The 22,837-nt window shown below is 68.3% G+C and carries 26 protein-coding genes; 9 read left to right on the forward strand and 17 right to left on the reverse strand.

Going from position 1 to position 22,837, the window contains the following annotated elements; genetic code table 11:
* Window positions 1-151: 151 nt before the first annotated feature.
* The gene (locus RALTA_RS09700) at window positions 152-2,152 is read left to right on the forward strand and encodes a sensor domain-containing diguanylate cyclase (protein ID WP_242405228.1); all 2,001 of its coding nucleotides are present in this window, start codon (window positions 152-154) and stop codon (window positions 2,150-2,152) included.
* Window positions 2,153-2,257: 105 nt separating this feature from the next.
* Here the strand turns inward: RALTA_RS09700 and RALTA_RS09705 are convergent, their stop codons facing one another.
* The 6 genes from RALTA_RS09705 to RALTA_RS09730 all read right to left on the reverse strand — a co-directional run bounded on the left by RALTA_RS09705 (window position 2,258) and on the right by RALTA_RS09730 (window position 8,413).
* Entirely contained in the window at window positions 2,258-3,997 is a 1,740-nt protein-coding gene (locus RALTA_RS09705; protein ID WP_012353252.1) for an ABC transporter substrate-binding protein, read from the reverse strand.
* Between the two features lie 107 nt (window positions 3,998-4,104).
* Window positions 4,105-4,413, reverse strand: coding sequence for a DUF2160 domain-containing protein (locus RALTA_RS09710; protein ID WP_012353253.1), 309 nt, complete (start codon window positions 4,411-4,413; stop codon window positions 4,105-4,107).
* Between the two features lie 28 nt (window positions 4,414-4,441).
* Complete coding sequence (locus tag RALTA_RS09715) at window positions 4,442-5,308, reverse strand: carbohydrate ABC transporter permease (RefSeq protein WP_012353254.1); 867 nt, start codon at window positions 5,306-5,308, stop codon at window positions 4,442-4,444.
* Window positions 5,301-6,185, reverse strand: a complete 885-nt coding sequence (locus RALTA_RS09720; protein WP_012353255.1) for a carbohydrate ABC transporter permease — start codon at window positions 6,183-6,185, stop codon at window positions 5,301-5,303. Before RALTA_RS09720 ends, RALTA_RS09715 begins: the two co-directional genes overlap by 8 nt.
* Window positions 6,182-7,288, reverse strand: coding sequence for an ABC transporter ATP-binding protein (locus tag RALTA_RS09725; RefSeq protein ID WP_012353256.1), 1,107 nt, complete (start codon window positions 7,286-7,288; stop codon window positions 6,182-6,184). Before RALTA_RS09725 ends, RALTA_RS09720 begins: the two co-directional genes overlap by 4 nt.
* Window positions 7,289-7,291: 3 nt before the next feature.
* Entirely contained in the window at window positions 7,292-8,413 is a 1,122-nt protein-coding gene (locus RALTA_RS09730) for an ABC transporter ATP-binding protein (protein WP_012353257.1), read from the reverse strand.
* Between the two features lie 156 nt (window positions 8,414-8,569).
* On the opposite strand from RALTA_RS09730, the gene RALTA_RS09735 reads away from it, so the two are divergent.
* Complete coding sequence (locus RALTA_RS09735; RefSeq protein WP_012353258.1) at window positions 8,570-9,340, forward strand: DeoR/GlpR family DNA-binding transcription regulator; 771 nt, start codon at window positions 8,570-8,572, stop codon at window positions 9,338-9,340.
* A gap of 172 nt (window positions 9,341-9,512) precedes the next feature.
* Here the strand turns inward: RALTA_RS09735 and purU are convergent, their stop codons facing one another.
* Together purU and RALTA_RS09745 are read right to left on the reverse strand one after the other, a co-directional pair.
* Complete coding sequence (purU, locus tag RALTA_RS09740; protein ID WP_012353259.1) at window positions 9,513-10,379, reverse strand: formyltetrahydrofolate deformylase; 867 nt, start codon at window positions 10,377-10,379, stop codon at window positions 9,513-9,515.
* Between the two features lie 126 nt (window positions 10,380-10,505).
* Window positions 10,506-11,405, reverse strand: a complete 900-nt coding sequence (locus RALTA_RS09745) for an NUDIX hydrolase (protein ID WP_012353260.1) — start codon at window positions 11,403-11,405, stop codon at window positions 10,506-10,508.
* A 56-nt stretch (window positions 11,406-11,461) separates the two neighbouring features.
* On the opposite strand from RALTA_RS09745, the gene glpK reads away from it, so the two are divergent.
* The 4 genes from glpK to RALTA_RS09765 all read left to right on the forward strand — a co-directional run bounded on the left by glpK (window position 11,462) and on the right by RALTA_RS09765 (window position 15,648).
* Window positions 11,462-13,033, forward strand: coding sequence for a glycerol kinase GlpK (gene glpK, locus RALTA_RS09750; RefSeq protein WP_012353261.1), 1,572 nt, complete (start codon window positions 11,462-11,464; stop codon window positions 13,031-13,033).
* Window positions 13,034-13,112: 79 nt separating this feature from the next.
* Window positions 13,113-14,717: a glycerol-3-phosphate dehydrogenase/oxidase gene (locus RALTA_RS09755; protein ID WP_012353262.1), complete on the forward strand. Its 1,605-nt coding sequence runs from the start codon at window positions 13,113-13,115 to the stop codon at window positions 14,715-14,717.
* 72 nt (window positions 14,718-14,789) lie between these two features.
* A complete protein-coding gene (locus tag RALTA_RS09760) occupies window positions 14,790-15,176 on the forward strand; it encodes an MliC family protein (RefSeq protein WP_012353263.1) in 387 nt (128 codons plus the stop codon).
* A 91-nt stretch (window positions 15,177-15,267) separates the two neighbouring features.
* Window positions 15,268-15,648, forward strand: coding sequence for a hypothetical protein (locus RALTA_RS09765; RefSeq protein WP_012353264.1), 381 nt, complete (start codon window positions 15,268-15,270; stop codon window positions 15,646-15,648).
* 54 nt (window positions 15,649-15,702) lie between these two features.
* Here RALTA_RS09765 and RALTA_RS09770 read toward each other — a convergent pair whose 3' ends face one another.
* The 6 genes from RALTA_RS09770 to RALTA_RS09795 all read right to left on the reverse strand — a co-directional run bounded on the left by RALTA_RS09770 (window position 15,703) and on the right by RALTA_RS09795 (window position 18,181).
* On the reverse strand, window positions 15,703-15,993 hold the full coding sequence (locus RALTA_RS09770; protein ID WP_025585656.1) for a hypothetical protein: 291 nt from the start codon (window positions 15,991-15,993) through the stop codon (window positions 15,703-15,705).
* 98 nt (window positions 15,994-16,091) lie between these two features.
* Window positions 16,092-16,316, reverse strand: a complete 225-nt coding sequence (locus RALTA_RS09775; protein WP_012353266.1) for a hypothetical protein — start codon at window positions 16,314-16,316, stop codon at window positions 16,092-16,094.
* Between the two features lie 113 nt (window positions 16,317-16,429).
* Complete coding sequence (locus tag RALTA_RS09780; RefSeq protein ID WP_012353267.1) at window positions 16,430-16,840, reverse strand: YXWGXW repeat-containing protein; 411 nt, start codon at window positions 16,838-16,840, stop codon at window positions 16,430-16,432.
* A gap of 137 nt (window positions 16,841-16,977) precedes the next feature.
* A complete protein-coding gene (locus RALTA_RS09785) occupies window positions 16,978-17,181 on the reverse strand; it encodes a hypothetical protein (RefSeq protein ID WP_012353268.1) in 204 nt (67 codons plus the stop codon).
* Between the two features lie 68 nt (window positions 17,182-17,249).
* The gene (locus tag RALTA_RS09790) at window positions 17,250-17,654 is read right to left on the reverse strand and encodes a lysozyme inhibitor LprI family protein (RefSeq protein WP_012353269.1); all 405 of its coding nucleotides are present in this window, start codon (window positions 17,652-17,654) and stop codon (window positions 17,250-17,252) included.
* Between the two features lie 65 nt (window positions 17,655-17,719).
* Window positions 17,720-18,181: a CopD family protein gene (locus RALTA_RS09795; RefSeq protein WP_012353270.1), complete on the reverse strand. Its 462-nt coding sequence runs from the start codon at window positions 18,179-18,181 to the stop codon at window positions 17,720-17,722.
* A 305-nt stretch (window positions 18,182-18,486) separates the two neighbouring features.
* On the opposite strand from RALTA_RS09795, the gene RALTA_RS09800 reads away from it, so the two are divergent.
* Genes RALTA_RS09800 through RALTA_RS09810 form a run of 3 tightly spaced genes read left to right on the forward strand, consistent with a single transcriptional unit; the run spans window position 18,487 to window position 20,881 of the window.
* Window positions 18,487-19,089 carry a YfiR family protein gene (locus RALTA_RS09800; protein ID WP_012353271.1) on the forward strand — a complete coding sequence of 201 codons (603 nt, stop codon included), beginning with the start codon at window positions 18,487-18,489 and terminating at the stop codon, window positions 19,087-19,089.
* Entirely contained in the window at window positions 19,086-20,351 is a 1,266-nt protein-coding gene (locus RALTA_RS09805; RefSeq protein WP_025585661.1) for a diguanylate cyclase domain-containing protein, read from the forward strand. The genes RALTA_RS09800 and RALTA_RS09805 overlap by 4 nt, the downstream gene beginning before the upstream one ends.
* An 8-nt stretch (window positions 20,352-20,359) precedes the next feature.
* Window positions 20,360-20,881 (forward strand): OmpA family protein, encoded by a 522-nt coding sequence (locus tag RALTA_RS09810; RefSeq protein WP_050976448.1) that lies wholly within the window; start codon window positions 20,360-20,362, stop codon window positions 20,879-20,881.
* A 9-nt stretch (window positions 20,882-20,890) separates the two neighbouring features.
* On the opposite strand, the gene RALTA_RS09815 is transcribed toward RALTA_RS09810, so the two are convergent.
* From RALTA_RS09815 to RALTA_RS09825, 3 genes are all read right to left on the reverse strand, one after another.
* Window positions 20,891-21,163, reverse strand: coding sequence for a hypothetical protein (locus RALTA_RS09815; RefSeq protein ID WP_012353274.1), 273 nt, complete (start codon window positions 21,161-21,163; stop codon window positions 20,891-20,893).
* A 59-nt stretch (window positions 21,164-21,222) separates the two neighbouring features.
* On the reverse strand, window positions 21,223-22,071 hold the full coding sequence (locus RALTA_RS09820; protein ID WP_041232356.1) for a D-amino acid aminotransferase: 849 nt from the start codon (window positions 22,069-22,071) through the stop codon (window positions 21,223-21,225).
* A 110-nt stretch (window positions 22,072-22,181) separates the two neighbouring features.
* The gene (locus tag RALTA_RS09825; RefSeq protein ID WP_012353276.1) at window positions 22,182-22,673 is read right to left on the reverse strand and encodes a GNAT family N-acetyltransferase; all 492 of its coding nucleotides are present in this window, start codon (window positions 22,671-22,673) and stop codon (window positions 22,182-22,184) included.
* Window positions 22,674-22,837 lie beyond the last annotated feature (164 nt).

Raw genomic sequence — 22,837 nt, forward strand, 5'->3', positions numbered from 1 at the left:
GAAGGCCCCCGCAAGCGCCAGCGCGGACTTTGTTGCAAACAGTTTCTAAATCCCCCTTGACTTCTGCTAACCTTCTCAACACACCATCGCCAGCCCTGGGCGGCCAGCGCGAACGGGAAACGGGTCAGTGCGCACAAGAAAGAAGTTAATCATGCAGCACTCTTTGAAGTATCGGATGGCGCTAGCCACGGCGGGGGTGGTGACGCTGATCATCGTGCTGCGCGCGCTCTACGCCCAGTATTACGCCTATGACAGCCTGAAGAACCTGCTGCAGTCCCAGCAGGACACGCTGGTCGAGATGGTCGGCGAGCAGCTCGATGAAAAGCTGCAGGGCCGCGCCGCCGTGCTGCATCGGATGGCGCGCCAGTTTTCCGCCATGCATGCCGCCAGGCCGGCCGACTTGCGCCGTGCGGCCGAGGCCCTGGTGGATATCCCGGACACTTTCAATGCCGTCTTCCTCGCCTCGCCCGACGGCGAACTGACCTTCAGCACCGCCGTGCCGGATGGGGTGCACCTGCGCGTGAACGACCGCGACTATTTCCGCGACGTCCTGCACGGCCAGTCATTCGCGGTGTCGGACCTGATCCAGGGCAAGCAGACCAACGCGCCGGGCGTGGTGCTGGCGGTACCCATGCGGGGGCCCGCCGGCGAATTGCGCGGCGTGGTCGGCGGCGTGCTCAACCTGGCGGACAGCAACTTCCTGCGCGAGCTGGCGCATAGCCGGGTGGGCACCACCGGCAGCTTTTGCCTGGTGTCCGCCGGCACCCAGCCCCGCTATGCGATGCATGCGGACCTGTCGCGCGTGCTGACGCCGGCGCGTGCTATCGGCGAGGCCTGCGGCGCCGAGCAGGCGCCCAGCCTGCTGGAAGTCCTGACGCCGACCCAGCCGATCGTTGCACGCTACCTGCTGGCATCCAACGGCTGGGAAGTGGTTGCGGTCCTGCCGGCGGCCGAAGCCTATGCGCCGCTGATCACCGTACGCCAGCGGACGCTCGTGATGGGGGCGATCACCATGGTGATCGCGGGCGGGCTGATGTGGCTGGTGATGTGGCGGCTGCTGGCGCCGCTGCAGCGGCTGCATCGCGCGGTGCGCCAGCTCGGCAGCAACCCCGGAGCGTTGGCGGAATTGCCGGTCGGGCACGCGGACGAGATCGGCGAGCTGGCGGCAACCTTCGCCGGCGTCGTAGCCCAGCTGTCGGAGCGCGAGGCTGCGCTGCAGGCCGCCAAGGACCGTGCCGCCGCCAGCGAAAAGCGCATCGAAGCAATTGCCAACCATGTGCCGGACTTTATTTCGTTCATCGACACGCAGCAGCGCTACGTCTTCGTCAACGAGGCTTATGCACGGCGGTACGGCTTGCCGGCGCAGCAGATCGTGGGCCTGTCGCTGCGCGAGCTGTGGGGCACGCAGGAATACCTGGCCTGCCAGCCCTATCTGCAGCAAGCCGGCACCGGCCAGGCCGTGACCTTTACCCGCGAAAGCGCCGACGGCACCGAGTGCATCGAAATCACCTGTCAGCCGGCGTGGAACGATGCCCAGGACACCGTGGTGGGCCTGCACATGTTCGGTCGCAATGTCACGCACGAGCGCGAAAAGCTGCGCAGCCTGGAAGCCCAGACTGTCTCGGACTACCTGACCGGCCTGCTCAACCGCAAGGGCTTCGACCGGCGCCTGGCCGAAGCCATGGCACGCGCCGGCGCCAGCGCCTGCCCGCTGGCGCTGCTGCTGGTGGACCTGGACGACTTCAAGGCGGTCAACGACACTTATGGCCACCCCATCGGCGACCAGCTGCTGGTGACATTCGCGCAGCGCCTGCGTGCCTGCGTGCGCAAGGGCGATGCCGTCGCGCGCATCGGCGGCGACGAATTCGCGGTGATCCTGGAAGGTATCGCGGACCGCCACGCGATGGCATCGGTGGCCGACACCATCGTGCAGGCCGCGCGCATACCTTTCGTGATCGACGGCCATACGCTGGCGGCATCGGCCAGCGTCGGCTCGGCGCTCCACGAGGCGCGACACGCCATGACCGTGAGCGAGCTGTTCCTGCACGCCGACATGGCGCTCTATCAGGCCAAGCGGCATGGCAAGGCGCGCCACGCCGCGCAGGCGGCGCACGCGGCAGAGCCGTCCAACGTGGTCTCGCCAGCGGGCTAGCGCCGACGTCGGGCCCCCAATGGCCCGTTGCGAACTCTCCTCTCCCGCGAGCGGGAGAGAAGAGCGAAACCGCGGCTTTCATTCATTGCCGCGGTCTCGAAGACCTCAGCGCACCTTGCCTTCCTTCCACGCCTGCAGCAGCTTGTCGTACGGAATGGTCTCGCCCGTGGGTTTCTCGTTGGCGAGCTTCTTCCACGGCGCATGGTCGTTCGACAGCCACTTGGCCGGATCGCCCTTCGCGTTCAGCTTGGGCGCACAGTTGCTCATGCCGGCGCGCTGCAGGCGCGCCATGACCTGGTCCATCTCTTCGGCCAGCGTGTCCATCGCGGCTTGCGGCGTCTTCTCGCCGGTTACCGCGGTGGCCACGTTTTTCCACCACAGCTGCGCCAGCTTCGGATAATCCGGCACGTTGGTGCCGGTCGGGGTCCACGCCACACGCGCGGGGCTGCGATAGAACTCGACCAGGCCGCCATACTTGGCCGCGTTCTTGGTCAGGTAGTCGTGATGGATGTCGCTGTCGCGGATAAAGGTCAGCCCGGTCAGCGACTTCTTCAGCGAGACCGTCTTCGAGGTCACGAACTGCGCGTACAGCCACGCGCCGGCCAGCTTGTTGGGATCGGTGTTCTTGAAGAAGGTCCACGAGCCCACATCCTGGTAGCCGTTCTGCATGCCCTGTTTCCAGTAGGGGCCATACGGCGACGGCGCCATGCGCCACTTGGGCGAGCCGTCGGCGTTGACGACCGGCAGGCCCTTCTTGGTCATGTCGGCGGTAAAGGCCGTGTACCAGAAGATCTGCTGCGCCACCTGCCCCTGCGCGGGCACCGGGCCAGCCTCGGAGAAGGTCATGCCCATCGCTTGCGGCGGGGCGTACTTCTTCATCCAGTCGATGTACTTGGTCAGCGCATAGACCGCGGCCGGGCTGTTGGTGGCGCCGCCGCGCGCCACCGAGGCGCCGACCGGCGTGCACTTGTCCTCGGCCACGCGGATGCCCCACTCGTCCACCGGCATGCCGTTGGGCAGGCCCTTGTCGGCGGTGCCGGCCATCGACAGCCAGGCGTCGGTGAAGCGCCATCCCAGCGACGGGTCTTTCTTGCCATAATCCATGTGGCCGTAGACCTTCTTGCCGTCGATTTCCTTCACATCGTTGGTGAAGAAGTTGGCGATGTCCTCATAGGCGGACCAGTTGGTCGGCACCCCCAGGTCATAGCCGTACTTGGCCCTGAACTTGTCCTGCAGGTCCTTGCGCGCGAACCAGTCGGCGCGGAACCAGTACAGGTTGGCGAACTGCTGGTCGGGCAGCTGGTACAGCTTGCCATCGGGCGCGGTGGTGAACTTGGTGCCGATGAAGTCCTTCACATCGAGCCCGGGGTTGGTCCACTCCTTGCCGGCGCCGTTCATGTAGTCGGTCAGCGGCAGGATCGAGCCATAGCGGTAGTGCGTGCCGATCAGGTCGGAGTCGGAGATCCAGCCATCGTAGATCGACTTGCCGGACTGCATCGACGTCTGCAGCTTCTCCACCACGTCGCCTTCCTGGATCAGGTCATGGTTGACCTTGATGCCGGTGATTTCCTCGAACGCCTTGGCCAGGGTCTTGGATTCGTACTCGTGCGTGGTGATGGTCTCCGACACCACATTGATCTGCGTGACGCCCTTGGCCTTGAGCCGGGCGGCGGCATCGATAAACCACTTCATCTCCGCAGCCTGCTTGTCCTTGGACAGCGACGAGGGCTGGAATTCGTTGTCGATCCACTTCTTCGCTTCCGCTTCACCCGCCCAGGCGGTGCCGCAAGCGAGCGCGGCCGCGCAGGCAAGGGCTGACATCCCCAACGTCACTTGCACTTTCATCGGTGTCTCCTCAAGAATCCCCTGCCCCGGTTATGGTCTGGGTGGCGGCCCCGGGGTGGGGACAAGCCGCGTTTCCCGTTCATGCGTGGATCCCGGCCGGCGCGGCGCTAGCCCTTGCGCAGGATCAGCGCCAGCACCAGCATCGATGCCGCGAAGCTGATCCACACCGACGGCTCTTCCGGCAGCGCCAGCCATGCGGCAACCTTCTCGCCAAGCCCGACCCATGCCAGGTTGATCCACGCCGCGCACATCAGGCCGATGAAGAGCCGGTCGCCGCGGGTGGTGGCGACCGGCAGGAAGCCCTTGCGCAGCACCGACGGCGAGCGGATTTCCAGGATCGTCATGCCGATCAGCATCACCACGATGCAGCCAAAGAACACCGCCACCGGTGTGGTCCATACCATCCAGCTCAGCATTGGCGCCGTCTCCTTGCGAAGGCCTGCGTTAAACCCGGCCCATCGCGAAGCCCTTCGCGATGTAGTGCCGCACGAACCAGATCACGATGCCGCCGGGCACGATGGTCAGCACGCCGGCCGCGGCCAGCACGCCCCAGTCCATGCCCGATGCCGACACCGTGCGCGTCATGGTGGCGACGATGGGCTTGGCGTTGACCGAGGTCAGCGTGCGCGCCAGCAGCAGTTCGACCCAGCTGAACATGAAGCAGAAGAACGCGGCCACGCCAACGCCGGCCTTGATCAGCGGCAGGAAGATGGTCAGGAAGAAGCGCGGGAACGAGTAGCCGTCGACATAGGCAGTCTCGTCGATCTCGCGCGGCACGCCCGACATGAAGCCCTCCAGGATCCACACCGCCAGCGGCACGTTGAAGACCAGGTGCGCCAGCGCCACGCCCAGGTGCGTATCCATCAGCCCGATGGTGCTGTAGAGCTGGAAGAACGGCAGCAGGAACACCGCCGGCGGTGTCATGCGGTTGGTCAGCAGCCAGAAGAACACGTGCTTGTCGCCGATGAACTGGTAGCGCGAGAAGGCGTAGGCGGCCGGCAGCGCCACGCCGATCGAGATCACCGTGTTCAGCGCCACGTAGATCATCGAGTTGACGTAGCCCGAATACCAGGACGGATCGGTGAAGATGGTCTTGTAGTGCTCCAGCGTGAACTGGCCCGGCCACAGCGACAGCGTGGAGACGATCTCCTCGTTGGTCTTGAACGACATGTTGACCATCCAGTAGATCGGCACGATCGCGAACACCAGGTAGGCCAGCAGGAAGCCGGCGCGCCACCAGGCGGCGCGGTTGGCCTTTGCCGGGATCGCGGTGGGAATCACGGCGGGGACTGCCGAAGAGATCTCAGCCATGGGGCATGTCCTCGCTGCCGGCGGTGCCCGCGCGCTGCATCCAGTTGTAGAGGATGAAACACATGAGCAGGATGATCAGGAAATAGACGATGGAAAACGCCGCCGCCGGACCCAGGTCGAACTGGCCGACGGCCTTCTGGGTCAGGTATTGCGACAGGAACGTGGTGGCGTTGCCGGGTCCGCCGCCGGTCAGCACGAACGGCTCGGTGTAGATCATGAAGCTGTCCATGAAGCGCAGCAGCACCGCGATCATCAGCACGCCGCGCAGCTTGGGCAGCTGGATATAGCGGAACACCGCCAGGCGCGAGGCGCCGTCGATCTGCGCGGCCTGGTAGTAGGCGTCGGGGATGGCGCGCAGGCCGGCATAGCACAGCAGCGCCACCAGCGGCGTCCAGTGCCAGACGTCCATCACCAGCACGGTGATCCAGGCATCGAAGGCGCTGCCGGTGTAGTTGTAGTCGAAGCCCAGCCCTTCGAGCGCGGCGCCCAGCAGGCCGATGTCGGTGCGGCCGAAGATCTGCCAGATGGTGCCGACCACATTCCATGGAATCAGCAGCGACAGCGCGATGATCACCAGCACCGCCGACGCCTTCCAGCCCCGGGCCGGCATCGACAACGCCAGCAGGATGCCCAGCGGGATCTCCACCAGCAGCACCGCCAGCGAGAAGCCCAGCTGGCGCAGCAGCGCGTCGTGCAGCTCGCCGTCGCGCAGCACCGTGCGGAACCATTCGGTACCGACGAACACGCGCCGTTCGGGCGAAATGATGTCCTGCACCGAGTAGTTGACGATGGTCATCAGCGGCAGGATGGCGGAGAACGCCACGCACACCACCACCGGCAGCACCAGCAGCCAGGCCTTCTGGTTGACGGGCTTCATGACACCAGCTCCTCGTTGACGTAGTAGCAGGTATGCCGGTTGAACACCGACAGCCATGCCGTGTCGCCCGCCCGCAGGCCGGCCGCCTCGGCACCCAGCCGCGCGCGCAGCGTGCCGGCCTGCGCGCCCGCCTCCTGCACCGTGCCGGTCAGCATCCAGTAGGTGCCGATGTCCTGCGCGCGCTGTACCTGCACCGGCACCGCCTGCGCGTCGCGCTCCGGCGCCAGTTGCAGGTATTCCGGGCGCACCCCGATGCGGAAGCTGCCGGCCGCGCGCAGCGCCGCTTCCACCGGCGGCGCCAGCGGCGGCATATAGCGACGCCCGGCCACGTCGATGGCGCCGTCGCGCCATTGCCCGGACAGGAAGTTCATGCCCGGCGAGCCGATAAAGTGCCCGACGAAGGTATGCGCGGGCCGCTCGAACAGGGCATCGGCCGGCCCCACCTGCACCGCCTTGCCGCGCGACATCACCACCACCTGGTCGGCAAAGGTCAGCGCCTCGGTCTGGTCGTGGGTCACGTAGATCAGCGTCAGGCGAAACTCGTGGTGGATCTCCTTCAGCTTGCGCCGCAGCTGCCATTTGAGCTGCGGGTCGATCACCGTCAGCGGCTCGTCGAAGAGGATCGCCGACACGTCCTGGCGCACCAGCCCGCGCCCGAGCGAGATCTTCTGCTTGGCATCGGCGGCCAGGCCGCTGGCGCGGCGCCCGAGCGTCGACGACAGGTCCAGCATCTCGGCAACCCGCCCGACCCGCTCGCGCACCTGCGCTTCCGGCACGCCGCGGTTGCGCAGCGGAAAGGCCAGGTTTTCACCGACGGTCATGGTGTCGTAAATCACGGGGAACTGGAACACCTGGGCGATATTGCGGGCCTGCGGCGTGGCGCCGGTGACGTCGCGGCCATCGAAGGCGATGGTGCCGTGCGAAGGACGCAGCAGCCCCGAAATGCAGTTCAGCAGCGTGGTCTTGCCGCAGCCGGACGGGCCCAGCAGCGCGTAGGCGCCGCCGTCTTCAAAGGTGAAGCGCAGCGGCAGCAGCGCGTAGTCTTCGTCGGTGCGCGGATGGGGCACATACGAGTGCGCCAGGTCCAGGTCGATGCGCGCCATCTGTCAGCCTCCTGCCGCCGCGGTGCCGCCGGGCACCTCGGCCGCGAGCCCGCCGGGACGGCGCGGCGCATGGATGCGGCGCCCGTCCGCATCGAACAGGTAGAGCTGGTCGGGCAGCAGGTGCAGCGTCACCGGCTCGCCCAGCTGCAGGTCGAGCACGCCGGCGAATTGCGCCACCAGGTTGCCGACCGCGGTATCGGCATGGACAAAGGTGTCCGAACCGGACAGCTCGGCCAGCGCCACGCGCCCCGGCACCGCGACCGCGCCGGGTTCGCCTGCCAGGCGCAAGGCCGAGGCGCGCACGCCCAGCGTCACCGGGCCGTCGGGCGCCGCCACGCCTTGCACGGGCACCGCGATGCCGCCGGGCAGCGCGACCCGACCGCCCTCCAGCCGGCCCTCGACCAGGTTCATCGGCGGATCGTTGAAGGCGCGCGCCACGCGCAGCGAATCGGGATAGTGAAAGACCTGCGGCGTGGGGCCGTACTGCAGCAGCTCGCCCGCGTCCAGCACCGCCGTGTAGCCACCGAGCAGCAGGGCCTCGCCGGGCTCGGTGGTGGCGTAGATCACGGTGGCATCGCCGTGCGCGAACAGCTGGGTCAGCTCTTCGCGCAGCTCTTCGCGCAGCTTGTAGTCCAGGTTGACCAGCGGCTCGTCCAGCAGCATCAGCGGCGCTTCCTTGGCCAGCGCCCGGGCCAGCGCCACGCGCTGTTGCTGGCCGCCGGAGAGCTCGGCCGGATAGCGGTCCAGCAGGTGGTCGATATGCAGCCGCGCCGCCAGCTCGCGCACACGGGCGCCGATCTCGCCGGCCGCCGCCTTGCGCCGCAGTCGCAGCGGGGAAGCGATGTTGTCGAAGACCCGCAGCGACGGGTAGTTGATGAACTGCTGGTAGACCATCGACACATTGCGCTCGCGCACCGGCATGCCGGTGACGTCGTCGCCGTCGACGAGCACGCGCCCGGCGCTGGGCCGGTCCAGCCCCGCCATGACCCGCATCAGCGAAGTCTTGCCCGCCTGCGTCGCGCCCAGCAGGATGGTGACCGCACCGGAAACCGGGGCCAGCGTCATCGGATAGAGATACGCCTGCGAACCTGCCTGCTGTGCGACGCCTTCCAAACGTAGCTGCATCCGGTCTCCATGTTCGATATGCTGCCGGCATCACGACTCGGGCTCGATGCAGGCGCACCAATCTTGGCTTCACGCTCGTTTTAGCAACAAAACGAACAGAAAACAATAGTGCACCGCATCATTTGTTTTCGTTTGTGTTTGAACTAGAATCCCCGCATGACCCTCAATCCCCGCCAGACGGCCCTGCTCGAAGAAGTCCGCACCCAGGGCTTTGCCTCCATCGACGAACTCGCGCGCAAGTTCGGCGTCACGCTCCAGACGGTTCGCCGCGATGTCAACATGCTGGCCGAGAATGGCATGCTGGCGCGCTTCCATGGCGGGGTGCGGGTGGAAGACTCCACCACCGAGAACATCGCCTACCGGCAGCGGCAGGTGCTCAACGCCGAAGGCAAGGCCCGCATCGCGCGCGCGGTGGCGTCGGCCGTGCCCGAAGGCTGTTCGCTGATCCTGAACATCGGCACCACGGTGGAGGAGATTGCGCGCGGGCTGGTGCACCATCGCGGCCTGCGCGTGATCACCAACAACCTGAACGTGGCCAACATCCTGGCCGACAACCCCGATTGCGAAGTCATCGTCGCCGGCGGCGTGCTGCGCTCGCGCGACCGCGGCATCGTCGGCGAGGCCACGGTGGAATTCATCCGGCAGTTCAAGGTCGATATCGGCCTGATCGGCATCTCTGGCATCGAGGCCGACGGCACGCTGCGCGACTATGACTTCCGCGAGGTCAAGGTGGCGCGGACCATCATCGAGCATTCACGCGAGGTCTGGCTGGCGGCGGATGCCAGCAAGTTCAACCGCCAGGCCATGGTGGAGCTGGCGCATGTGTCGCAGGTGGACCGGCTGTTTACCGACGCGCCGCTGGCGGCGCCGTTCGACCAGATCCTGGCCGACAGTGGGGTGAAGTGTGTGGTGGCGGAGCGGGAGTGAGCGCGGAGTTGGCCGGCCCGCTCCTGCCGCTTGGGCGGTGGGGCTGGTGGTAATGCCGGGTGTGCGGGCGGCGCGTGGCGCGTTGGTCATGGCACACGCCTGCCCTCACACCCTGCCCCTCTCCCGCGCGCGGGAGAGGGAAGCAAGCCGGCAGCGGAAGAAAGGCTTGCCTTTACTTGAACACCACGGTCTTGTGGCCGTTCAGCAGGATGCGGTGTTCGGCATGCCACTTGACCGCGCGCGCCAGCGCCACGCATTCCACGTCGCGGCCGACGGCGGTGAGCTGGTCGGGGTCCATGCTGTGGTCAACGCGTTCGATCTCCTGCTCGATGATCGGGCCTTCGTCCAGGTCGGCGGTCACGTAGTGCGCGGTGGCGCCGATCAGCTTCACGCCGCGGTCGTGCGCCTGGTAGTACGGCTTGGCGCCCTTGAAGCTGGGCAGGAACGAATGATGGATATTGATGGCGCGGCCGGCCAGCTTGCGGCACAGGTCGTCGGACAGCACCTGCATGTAGCGCGCCAGCACCACCAGGTCGATCTTCTGCTCCTGCACCACGTCGAACACGCGCGCTTCCTGCGCGGCCTTCTGCTCCGCCGAAGCGTTCATCAGGGGCAGATGGAAGAACGGCACGTCGTACGACGCCGCCAGCTGGTAGAAGTCGCGGTGGTTCGAGACGATGGCCGCGATCTCCACCGGCAGCCCGCCCGCCTTGGCGCGGAACAGCAGGTCGTTCAGGCAGTGGCCGATCTTCGACACCATGATCATCACGCGCGGCTTCACCGTGGCATCGTTCAGCTCCCACTGCATGCCGAACTGGTCGCCCACCGGCGCGAACGCGGCCTTCAGCGTGCCAAGGTCAGGACCACCGGCGGCCGGGGTGAAATGCACGCGCATGAAGAAGCGGCCGGCGAACTCGTCGCCGTACTGGTCGGAATCGACGATATTGCAGCCGTGCTGGAACAGCAGGCCCGAGACAGCGTGGACGATGCCCGGCTGGTCCGGGCACGAGAGGGTCAGGATGAATCCGGTGGTGCTCATGGTGTGTGGTTGTGTCGGGGTGGCGCGGCGCAGGGCCGGGGAAGCCAGGGGGGCTCGGTCAGTCATGCAGGCAATGGGGCGGACACTACTGCTACCGCGGCAAGCCGCGATGGACGCCGCGACAGCTCATTCGTGGCGGCCGGCGCGGAACCAGCCCCGCCGCCCAAGGGCATCCAGCGTCACCAGTGTCGCATCGACCGTCATGGCGCCGGCCGACATGATAGCAAGCAATGGTGCCACCTCGACGCGCCGGTGCTCGCTGACCTCGCCGTCCTGGTTGTGCGGGATGAAGCCCGGCGGCAGCAGCAGGTCGTAGACGTAGACCTGCTCCCACTGCACGCCTTCGGGCAGGTCGCGCAGCACCTCGATCATGCCGTGCGCCTGCACGCCCCGCGCCAGCGCGGGCGGGATGCCGGACTCCTCCTCGCACTCGCGCACCAGCGTTGCCAGAGGATCGCTGCCGTGCGGCATGCCGCCGGCGACCAGGTTGTCCCACATGCCGGGATCGATGGCTTTTGCCGGGCTGCGGCGCGAGATCCACAGGGCCGGCTGGCCGCCCGCAGCGCCATCGACGATGCCGTTCATGTGCGAGGCAAAGGTCAGCAGCCCGAGGAAGCGCGCCGCGGCGCGCTCCACCACCGCGACCGCGGGCGCGTTCAGCGCGGCGGTGACCGCGAACAGTTCGTCGCGCCAGCCGCGCACATGGCCGGCATCGGCGAGCTGGCGCGACAGCGTTTGCAGCGCGGCACTGCGCGCGTCGAAATCGTCGCGGCCGGGCAGCAAGACCACCGCCACGGAGCCGTCGGCGAGCGGCCGCTCCGGCCCGAGCACGGCGCCGAAGCCGCGCAGGATTGCAGCATGCGCGCGCGGCAGCCAGCCGACCTGCCGGCCGTCCGCCATCAGGCGCAGCTTGGCGGCGGCATCGAAGCCGCTGCGCGCCGCCAGCGAGGCGGCGATCCGTGCCGCGGCATCGGCGGCGGAGTTGCCGCCGGCATCGGCGGCCGGCAAAGAGAACATTGCAGCCATCAGGATTCCATGCACCGGCCGCGCCGGCGCGCCTTGTCATTGTCAGGATCGATCGCATGAACCAGCCAGCCGCGCAGGACCAGCGCCCTGCCCCGTCCCAGCTTCCCGCCAAGCCCCAATACGTGCTGGCGCTCGACCAGGGCACCAGCAGCTCGCGGGCCATCCTGTTCGACCATGCCGGCAACGTGGTGCGCCTGGCGCAGCGCGAGTTCCGCCAATATTACCCACATCCCGGCCACGTCGAGCACGATCCCTACGAGATCTGGCAGTCGCAGCTGGCGGTGGCGCACACGGTGCTGGCCGAAGCCGGCATCAGCGCGTCGCAGGTGCGCGCCATCGGCATCACCAACCAGCGCGAGACCACCGTGCTGTGGGACCGCAAGACCGGCGAGCCGGTCGGCCGCGCGCTGGTCTGGCAGGACCGCCGCACCGCGCCGATGTGCGAGGCGCTGCAGGCCGCCGGCCACGGCGAGCTGTTCCGCGAGAAGACCGGCCTGGTCATCGACGCCTATTTTTCCGGCACCAAGCTGCGCTGGATGCTGGACAACATCGAAGGCGCGCGGGAGCGCGCGCAGCGCGGCGAACTGGCCTTCGGCACCGTCGACAGCTGGCTGATCTGGCAACTGACCGACGGCGCGCGCCATGTCACCGATGTCTCCAATGCCTCGCGCACGATGCTGTTCAACATCCACAGCTTCGAATGGGACGACGCGCTGCTGGCGCTGCTCGACATCCCGCACGCGCTGCTGCCCGAAGTGGTCGCCTCCAGCGGCGAGGTCGCGCGGACCTCGGCGCGGCTGTTCGGCATGCCGATCCCGATCGCCGGCATCGCCGGCGACCAGCAGGCCGCCACCTTCGGCCAGGCCTGCCTGGTGCCGGGCATGGCCAAGAACACCTACGGCACCGGCTGCTTCCTGCTGATGAATACCGGCGCGCAGCCGGTCACGTCGCGCAACCGGCTGCTGACCACCATCGGCTGGCAGTACCGCGGCCAGACCCAGTATTGCCTGGAGGGCGGCGTGTTCATGGGCGGCGCCACCATCCAGTGGCTGCGCGACGGCCTGAAGATCATCCAGAGCGCGCCCGAGGCCGAGGCGCTGGCGCGCCAGTGCGACGACAGCGGCGGCGTGGTGCTGGTGCCGGCCTTTGCCGGGCTGGGCGCGCCGCACTGGGACGCCTTTGCGCGCGGCACGCTGGTCGGCATGACGCGCGGCACCGGCCGGCCGCAGATCGCGCGGGCGGCGCTGGAATCGATCGCGCTGCAAAGCGTGGACGTGCTCGAGGCCATGCAGAAGGACGCGGGCATCGCGCTGGCCGAGCTGCGCGTGGACGGCGGCGCGTCGCGCAGCGACCTGCTGATGCAGATGCAGGCCGACCTGCTCGGCACCCCGGTGGTACGGCCGCGCGTGACCGAGACCACGGCGCTGGGCGCCGCTTACCTGGCCGGCCTGGCCACCGGCTACTGGAGCGATCCGGTGCAGATCGCGCAGCAATGGCAGGTGGAGCGGCGCTTCGAGCCCAACCTGTCGGCCGACGAGCGCGGCCACCGGCTCGCGCGCTGGCACCGGGCCGTCGCGCGCGCGCGCGACTGGGCCCGCGAGGACGATGCCGGCGCCGGCCCCGGCTGACCGCGGCCCGTCAAACCCGCCCCGTGCACCGCGCGGGCCACCTCGACACCTTAGCCAGCACACACCAGAAACCAGCGTCATGCACAGCCTTCCCACCCCGATCCAGCCGCCCAGCCGCGCCGCCCTGCTCGCCACCCTTGAGCGCGAGCCGCGCTGGGACGTGATCGTCATCGGCGGCGGCGCCACCGGCCTGGGCACGGCGGTCGATGCCGCCTCGCGCGGGTACCGCACGCTGCTGGTCGAAGCCGCGGACTTTGCCAAGGGCACCTCGAGCAAGGCGACCAAGCTGGTGCACGGCGGCGTGCGCTACCTGGCCCAGGGCAATATCAGCCTGGTGCGCGAGGCGCTGCACGAGCGCGGCCTGCTGGCCCGCAACGCGCCGCACCTGGTGTGGCCGCTGGGCTTCGTGGTGCCGGCCTACCAGATGTTCGACCAGCCCTTCTACGGCATCGGCCTCAAGCTCTACGACATGCTGGCCGGCAGCCTCAACCTGTCCGGCAGCCGCTGGCTGAACCACCGCGAGGTGCTGGCCGCCGCGCCCAACCTGGCCGAACATGTCGGCGGGCGCCCGCTGCGCGGCGGCAACCTTTACTTCGACGGCCAGTTCGACGATGCGCGGCTGGCGGTGGCACTGATGCGGACGCTGTTCGACGTCGGCGGCACCGCGCTCAACTACCTGCGCGCGACCGGGCTGAGCCAGCAAGGCGGCGTGATCAGCGGCGTGACGGTGCAGGACGTGCTCGGCGGCGGCACCTACCGGCTGCGCGCCGACTGCGTGATCAACGCCACCGGCGTGTGGGTCGATGCCATCCGCCAGATGGAAGACGGGCATGCGCGCACCATGGTCGCGCCCAGCCAGGGCGTGCACCTGACGCTGCCGCGCAGTTTCCTGCCGGGCGAGCGTGCCATCCTGATCCCCAAGACCGACGACGGGCGCGTGCTCTTCGTGGTGCCGTGGAACGGGCACACCATCGTCGGCACCACCGACACGCCGCGCCGCGACCTGCCGCTGGAGCCCGATGCCGGCGCCGACGATGTCGATTTCATCCTCGAAACGGCGTCGCGCTACCTGGCCAGGGACCCCACCCGCGCCGACGTCACCAGCGTCTGGGCCGGCCTGCGGCCGCTGGTGCGGGCGACTGGCGAGGCCTCGACCGCTTCGCTGTCGCGCGAGCATACGATCCTGGTGTCCAGGGCCGGGCTGATCACCGTCACCGGCGGCAAATGGACCACCTACCGCAAGATGGCCGAAGACGTGATCGAGACCGCGATCCAGCGCCAGATGGTGCGCGCGGCGCCGTGCATGACGGCGGAGCTGCCGCTGCACGGCGCCGCCGGATTGCCCACCGACCTGCCGCCGCCGGATTCCGGTTCGCCGGACCGCTACTACGGCAACGAGCTCGGGCTGCTGCGCGCGCTGCCGGGGCACGACCGGATGCTCGCGGGCGCATCGGGGCTGACCGAGGCCCATGTACGCTTTGCCGCCCGGCATGAACTGGCGCGCCGGGTCGAGGACGTGCTGGCACGGCGCAACCGCGCGCTGTTCCTGGACGCCCGCGCGGCGGTCGAGGCGGCACCGGCGGTGGCGGCGGTCCTGGCCGAAGAACTCGGCGAAGATGACGCCTGGCAGGCACGCGAGGTGGAGAGCTTCCGCGCGCTCGCCGCCGGCTACATGCTGGGCTGAACGCTTGCCGGGCCGGTGCCGCCGGGATCCTGCGCCATCCACCCGAACACCAACCTTCGACCAGACCACGCCATGCCCGATCGACCGATGCTGTCCCGCCTGCCCATCGTTGCCCTGCTGGCCGCCCTGGCCGCCCTGTGCGCCAGCGCCCCGGCCCAGGCCGCCCGCGCGCCCGGCATCGACGGCGTACGCTTTCCCGAAGTGCGCACCGTGCGCTACCAGTGCGATGGCGGCAAGGCGCTGACGGTGCGCTATTTCAACAGCCCGGACAACCAGGCCGCGGTGTTCCGCATCGAAGGCAAGCCGGTGCTGGCGGTCAGCACGGTGTCGGCGTCCGGCGCGCGCTATGTCGGCGGCCGCTACGAATGGTGGACCAAGGGCGAGTCAGGCACGCTGCGCGACCTGATGCAGGCGGAGAACGCCCCGCCGGCGCTGGCAAACTGCCACGCCGCGCCATGACTGGCACGGTAGCGGCACGGTCGCACCGCGCCACCTTTGGAAGCCGCGGCGTTCCGGGCGATAATGCGGGGATTGAATCAGGGAGAACACCATGGACGAGATTGAAGATCTGTCCGATCTGCCGATGCCCCGCTTTATCTGGGGCTTCGCCGTGATCGCGGGCAAGGGCGGCGAGGTCATGCACGATGAATTCGAGTACCTGACCCACACCCGCAGCCCGCGCTTCACCTGCCGCGTGGTCGAGCTGGAGGACATGCCGGCCGAAAGCGAAGAAGACGCCATCGACGGCCGCATCGTCCACGACGACGACCCGAGCCGCATGTTCTACATCACCGATGCCGGCATGGCGCTGGTCAATTTCCAGCTGTTCGACAAGATGCCGGACAAGCAGAAATTCAAACGCATCTGCGACGAAGCCATCGCCAACTGGATGCTGCGCCGCGAGTTCCTCGACGACGAGGAAGAGGACTGAGGCAGGTCACCGGGGCGACGCCCGCGCCGGCCTCGGCGCGGCGACGCACGATGTTCAGGCCTGGCCCGGTTCCGGCGGCAGCGCGCCGGCCAGCACTTCATTGAGCAACCCGGTCATGCCGCCCGGGTGATCGGCGGCAAGCGCCTGCAGGCGCTTCACCAGCGTGCCGTCGAGCTTGCACGCGAACGGCACCAGACCCTGCTCCTGGTCCAGCCGGCGCTGCTCGCGCCGGTCCAGTCGCGGCGCGGCAGCGGGAATGCCGCCCCGCGCTGCCGCCGCCTGCTTCAGGCTGTTGGCGATCTTCAGGCCCTTGTTTTTTTCCAGGTCCGTTTTCTTCACGGCAATTTCCGAAAGTCTGTAGAGGGCGGTATTGTACGCAGTCCTCGGCACCCGCCTGTCGGGGCTGCGGTGGCGTTGCGGGGTGCTGGATGGTTAGTGAGCGCCTATTCGTCGCTGACTTCGATCAGCTCGGCCGCCACCCGCTGGATTTCGGCATAGACCGGTATGGCGTCCATCGGGCCGGTGCAGCCCACCGCCGTGGCCTGGCTGGCATCGGCGCCGGGCGGCAGGAACACAAAGGCCATGCCCGGCTGCCAGCCGGGATGCTTGCGCAGGCTGTCGTTGAGGATGTCGAGATACTGCGCGCGCGTGAAGACGTGCCTTGCCATCGCTACCTCCGGAATCCGCTGCCAATGCGCCGCGCGGGCGCGGGTGTCATGGCGGGGATCGTAGCATGGCAAGGCCGCCCGGCGTCACCGTGCGGCGCCGGGTGGCGGGCGCGTCAGCACTCGCCCTTCTTGGCATGGCCGGGCGGGCAATGGTAGCCCTTGTCGTTGCCCTTGCCCTTGCCCTTGTACCCGCCCGGGTCCCAGCGTCCCGGCACCAGCACCCAGCCGTCGCGCGCCTGGATCCAGCGCGGCGACTCATAGACATAGCCGGGCCGCTCGCGCTCCCAGCGGCCCTTCTTCCAGTCATGCTTGCGGTGGTGATCGTCCCAGTCCCAGTAGCCAGGCACCCAGACATAGCCACTGCGCGGTGCGGGCACGGCCTCGTAGATCGGCGCCGGCGGCGGGACACCAATGGCAATGTTGACCGAGACCTGGGCCATCGACGCCGCGCTGAGCGTCAGGCCCGAACCAAGCAACGCGGCCAGCAGCAGGGCCCTGGCCGGGCGAAGCACGCAATCCGTCATGGGAGTCCTTTCTTGTGGAGGAACATGCCCATAGTCTAGTGCTCCGCGAGCCTCAGGCAAGGCAAGAATCGCTATCGGCCGGCCACGGATGCCGGCGCGCAACACTGTCGCGCAAGCCGGCTTGCGCGCAGGCGGCCCTAGTGATCCTCGGCCATCGCCTTGAGCTGCGCCTCGCCGGCAACGCGCGCGGCATCCGAGGTGGTAAAGGTATCGTCCGACACGATGGCGCGCCTGACCTGTTGCGCGCCGAAATCCACCAGCGCGATGACCCACACGTAGCGCCCCGCCTGGGGGGCGGTCTGCACGAAAGCCTTCAGGTTGTGGCGCGATTCATTGGCCATGATCCATCTCCGGTTCGGACGTGCCGCAGCACAGGGGGTCAGGCAACTCTAGCACAAGGCCCGCGGGCTCACCGGCCGCCGGCCTCGGTGGTGAAGCCACGCAATTCGCGCACCCGCGCGGCCGTCATCTCGAGCATGCAGCTCGCGCCGGCCAGGCGCGCGGCGCTGCCGCCGCCCGGATTGGATACAAAAGCGCAATTTGCCTGACGGTATTCCAGCCACACCCGCTGCGCCACCCGCAACTGCCCCGTGCGCGGCGCTTCCAGCCGCCGCAGCAGCGACTGGTAGGCGCCGTTCAGCGCCGCGTCCTGGACGCGCATCTCCTGGGCGGCGCAGCCGAGCATGTCCGCGGTCGACACGGCCTTGCCGGTGCAGCGCTCATAGTCGGCGCTCAGGCCGCCGTTCTGCGCGGCGGCAAGCGGGATGGCCGTCACGGCCAGTCCGGCGACGGCAACACAGGCAAGGACACGCATAGCAGCTCTCCGTTTGCGTGATCGTGACAAGATGAGCCCGCCCCCCGGGCCTTGCGCCGGGCCGCTCAGGCGAGCCAGCGGCCCAGCGTCGCCACCACGATATTGACCAGCCCCAGCACCAGGTTCGTTCCTACCGCCTGCCGGATGCGGTTCAGCGCGGCACCGGCGGCTGGCCAGTCCTGCGCCTCCACGGCGCGGCCCAGCACACGGTAGGGGCCGAACCACACGTAGCAAAAAATGCCCGCCATGACCACGCCGATGCCCAGCATCATGTGCCAGTTGCGCGGCGCCCCCGCCATGCCCACGGCCGTCATCATCGCGCCGCCGCTCAGCAGGATCGCCGCCACCGACGCCCACACCCATGGAAAGAAGCGGCCAAACACGCCGCGCCACAGGCGCAGCCGCGGCGGCGGCTCCAGCAGGCTGCCGGCCACCGGCCGCAGGCACAGGTAAGCGAAGAACATGCCGCCGACCCAGACCGCGACGCCGGTCAGGTGCAGCAAGCGCAAAAGGGGATCGGCGGTCATGATGGCAGGCGCCAGGGCGCGTTGGGGCAATGACCTCATTCTAAGTGTTGTGCCCGCCACGGCGAAACCGGCAAGCATGCGTCCGCGGTCAAGGCGGGCTTCAGGAAAGCAACACCGGGCCGATAAACATTCTCGTATCACGCCGCGCCACGAGCCAGGCCTAGGAATTTACCGCTCGCGCTGGCTGTTTTCGCCAGATTCACCGCGAGGCCGGACGCTTGACCGTCCGGAACCCGGCCCCAGACAATACGCGCGGCCAGACCACAACCACGCAACCGGCCGCTCCGCCCCCTTCACTCCAGACCATGGCGCCTGCCCCAGCCAGCCTCCCTCCGACCGCGCCCGCTTCCCGTGCACGGACGCGGCTGCGCCGCGGCCTGACCGCGCTACTGCTCGCTGTGACGCTGGCGGTGCTGCCGGCCATGCTGCCGCCCGCGGTCACTGCGCAGCCTGCCCCGCAGCGGGCCGACCTGGTTGCGCGCGTGGTCATCAGCCTGCTCGGCTATGCGCGCTGGCCGGTGGAGCGCGATCCCGTGCGCCTGTGCGTGGATCACGCCAGCCGCTATGCGGCGCGGCTGAAGGAAGGCGGCACGCTCGCCAATGGCCGCACCGTGCAGACCCGACAGGTCGACGTGCTGGCCGACATGCTGCATCCGGCGTGCGATGCGCTCTACGTCGGGACCATGAACGAGCCGCGCCGCAAACGGCTGTCGGCCGAACTGACCGGCCGCCCGGTGCTGGTCATCGCCGAGGAAGACTTCGAGTGCGAGGTGGGCAGCATGTTCTGCCTCAATATCCGCGACAACCAGGTCTCGTTCCGCGTCAACCTCGACGCCCTCGCCCGCAGCGGCGTGCACATGCATCCCGGCGTGCTGCAGCTCGGCCGCCGCAAGGGAGCGCCGTCATGAGCCAGCGCCAGCCGGTGCGCGGGCATCGCGCGCGCCCCACCCTGTACAGCGTCCTGCGCCGCATCCACCTGGGCGTGGCACTGATCGCGGTATGCACCGCCGGCCTGGCGCTGACCGCGATCGGCGTGACCGCGCTGCGTGTCTACGCCGACCACAACGCGCGGCTGGTGGCGCGCTCCATCGCCTACACGCTGGAAGCGCCGGTGGTGTTCCGCGACCAGGCGGCCACCGCGGAAACGCTGGCCGCGATCGCGGCCTCGGAAGACATCGCCCGGGCCACCGTCTATGACCGCGACCACCACGTCCTGGCGGTATGGCAGCGGCCCGGCGATACACCGCTGACGGGCCTGCGCCATGCGGTGGTCGAATGGCTCGGCACCGATGCCGTCGAGCAGCCCATCCTGCACCAGGCGCAGCAGGTGGGCATGCTGCGCGTCAGCGGCGATCCGCGCAACTTGCTGCACTTCCTGCTGCGTGGCGCGCTGGGGCTGCTGGCCTGCCTGCTGCTGACCGCCGTGGGCGCCCACTACCTGGCCAGCCGGCTGCTGGTACAGATCATCGAGCCGTTGCGCAACCTGATGCGGGTGGCCCACGCGGTCCGTTCCCAGCGCGATTTCGCGCAGCGCACGCCGCCTGCCAGCATCGCCGAGCTCAATGCCCTCAGCGAGGACTTCAACGGCCTGCTCGACGAGCTGCAGACCTGGCAGAACCAGATGCAGCACGAGAACCGCTCGCTCGCCCACCGCGCCAACCACGATGCCCTGACCGGACTGCTGAACCGCGCCGCCTTCGTCGAAGCGCTGGAGCACGCCGTGCGCCACGCCGCCGCCAACGATGAGTATGCCGCGGTGCTGTATCTGGACAGCGACGATTTCAAGCACGTCAACGATCGCCACGGCCATGCCGCCGGCGACGCGGTACTGGTCGCGGTGGCCCAGCGCATCCGTGCCAGCCTGCGTGGCCGAGACACCGTGGCGCGCATCGGCGGCGACGAATTCGCGGTGCTGGCCACCGCGCTGCGCGCGCCGCGCGATGCGATCCAGATCGCCGAACATATCCTGCAGGCAATGGCCCACCCCATCGACCTGCCGGACGGCGGCTCGGTGCAGGCCTCGCTCAGCATCGGACTCGCCGTCTTCCCTGTCCACGCGCAAGGCAGCCAGGCGCTGCTGCATGCCGCCGATGCCGCCATGTACGGCGCCAAGCGCCGCTCCGGCGGCATCTGGCAAAGCGCCGAGCCGCGCCTGGACGTCACGCAGTGAGAAACCACATGCATGCAAGCCGCTTCCTGACCGATCACCGAATTCGCTGGCAATCCTGGCTGGCCGCCGTCATGCTGGCCGGCCTGGCGCTGGCCGGCTGCCAGACCGCGCCGCGCGAAGGCCGGCTGTCGCCGGCGCAGCTCGCGGTGCTGCAGCAGGAGGGTTTCACGCTGACCGGGGAAGGCTGGGAACTAGGCCTCACCGACAAGGTGCTGTTCGGCTTCAACGAGGACCTGATCGAAGGGGACCGCGCCGCCAACGTGCTGCGCATTGGCCGGGCGCTGAGCGGCGTGGGCATCGAGCGCCTGCGCGTGGACGGCCATACCGATGATGCCGGCTCGGCGGAATACAACCAGTCGCTGTCGGTGCGGCGCGCCGAAGCCGTGGCCAGGCTGCTGGCCGATGCCGGCTTTACCCGCGACAACATCGAAGTCCGCGGGCTAGGCAAGTCCCGTCCGGTGGCGGACAACCGTACCGCCGCTGGACGCGCCGAGAACCGGCGCGTCGCCATCATCGTTTCGGTAGACTAGCGCGCCCGCTCAGTCGTCGAAGGGATTGGGCGCACGGTTCTCGAGCGAATCGTTCAGGTCGAACTCGTCGCGCACCTTGTCGACCACCGCACGCACGCTGGCCGCATAACCGTGCAGGTTGTCGAAGGCCATGTCCCAGTTGCGGCCGCGCGCATCGCGCGGATGAGGCTGCGGTGCCGGCACGCGGATGCGGGCACCGTCTTCGCCGATTTCATCGATCTGCTGGATACGCCGGCTGACCTCGTCCTGCAGGGCACGCCGGCCACGCTCACGCTTGGCCATGACTGACTCCTGGCTGAATCCCAACGCATCCTAGCACGCGCGTCAGGGACCGGAGGCGCCTACAGCGCGGCCTTGGCCGCCTGGTAAGCCGCGTACAGGCGCGTGAACACGGGCCCCGGCGCGCCCGCGCCGATCTGACGGCCATCGATGCTGACCACCGGCAGCAACTCCTTGCTGGCGGACGACAGCAGCACCTCGTCGGCGGCAAACACCTCGTCCCTGGCGATCCGGCGCGATTCCAGCACAATCCCCATCGCAGCGCAGATTTCCTCCATGAAGCCGTAGCGGATGCCCTCCAGGATCAGGTTGTCCTTGGGCGGCGCCGACACGCGGCCATCGCGCACCACCCACACGTTGGACGCCGACGCCTCGGTCAGCCAGCCGTCGCGGAACTGGATCGCCTCGGTCACCCCCTGCTCCACCGCATGCTGCGCCGCCAGCACGTTGCCGAGCAGCGAGATCGACTTGATCTGGCAATTCAGCCAGCGCCGGTCCTCCATCGTCACGCACGCAACGCCCTGCTCCACCATCTGCGCCGACGGCAGCGCCATCGGATTGGTCATGATCAAAACCGTCGGCACCACCTCCTTCGGGAACGCATGCGTGCGCCGGGCCACGCCACGCGTCACCTGGATATAGACCAGCTGATCCGACAGGCCGTTAGCCTTGACCACCTCGTCGACCCGCTCCAGCCACTGCGCGGCGCTATACGGGTCGGGAATACCGATGCCCTCCAGGCTCCGGTGCAGGCGCGCAAGGTGCTGCGCGCCGCGGAACGGCTTGCCGTGGTAGTACGGGATCACCTCATAAATGCCGTCGCCAAAGATAAAACCGCGGTCCAGCACAGGGATGCGGGCCTCGGAGAGCGGAGTCAGGGTGCCGTTGAGGTGGACGATGGGGTCGGACATGGGATGCATCGGGGCCGTTCGAAAGAGATGCCGGATTCTTTCACGGCCGGCCCGGCAAGGTCATGCAATCTACGCATGAACACGGCGAGGCGTGCGCCCTTCGCTTGTGCTCAGACTGGCGCCAGCGCTTTGGACAGCAGCACCGTGGTGAAGCCGCTATCCCAGCTTTCGTCGGCATAGAAATCGATCTCGGCATAGCCCTGGCGCCGATAGAAGGCGCGGCTCTGCTGGTTGAACGTATCCGTCTCCAGCCGCACCTCGCGATGCCCGGCGCGGGCCACCGCGGCCTCCGCATGCGCCAGCAGCGCCCCGCCCAGCCCCATCCGCTGCCAGGTCCGGCCAACATGCAGCGCCCAGATGAAATTGTTTTCCCAATCCACCATCGCGGCCGGCACCCCGTTCACGCAGGCAACATGGAATTCCTGCAAACGTGCTTCAACGTAGCTGCGGGTCTTGCCTTGCTGCTCGAAGGCGGCAGCGGCCGCCGGCGTCAGTTGCGGCTTCCATGTGCCGAGGTAGGTGTCGATCAGGATGGCTTCCACCGCTTGCGCGTCTGAGGGCAAGGCGGGGCGGATTTCGAATGTGCTGATGAGTTTTTGCATGGCCGAGAGCATAACCGCCAGCGGAGATGCATCGCCAATGCTGGTGCAAACTTGCCCGAAGCATCGGACTGGCCGCCAGGCATGCAGGCAAGACAGCCGACGGACGTAACTCATCCAGGTCAAAGCGCGAATTTCCGTCAGCGGGCTGCTATCTTAGCTCTTAC

Source organism: Cupriavidus taiwanensis LMG 19424 (assembly GCF_000069785.1).
Lineage (GTDB): Bacteria > Pseudomonadota > Gammaproteobacteria > Burkholderiales > Burkholderiaceae > Cupriavidus > Cupriavidus taiwanensis.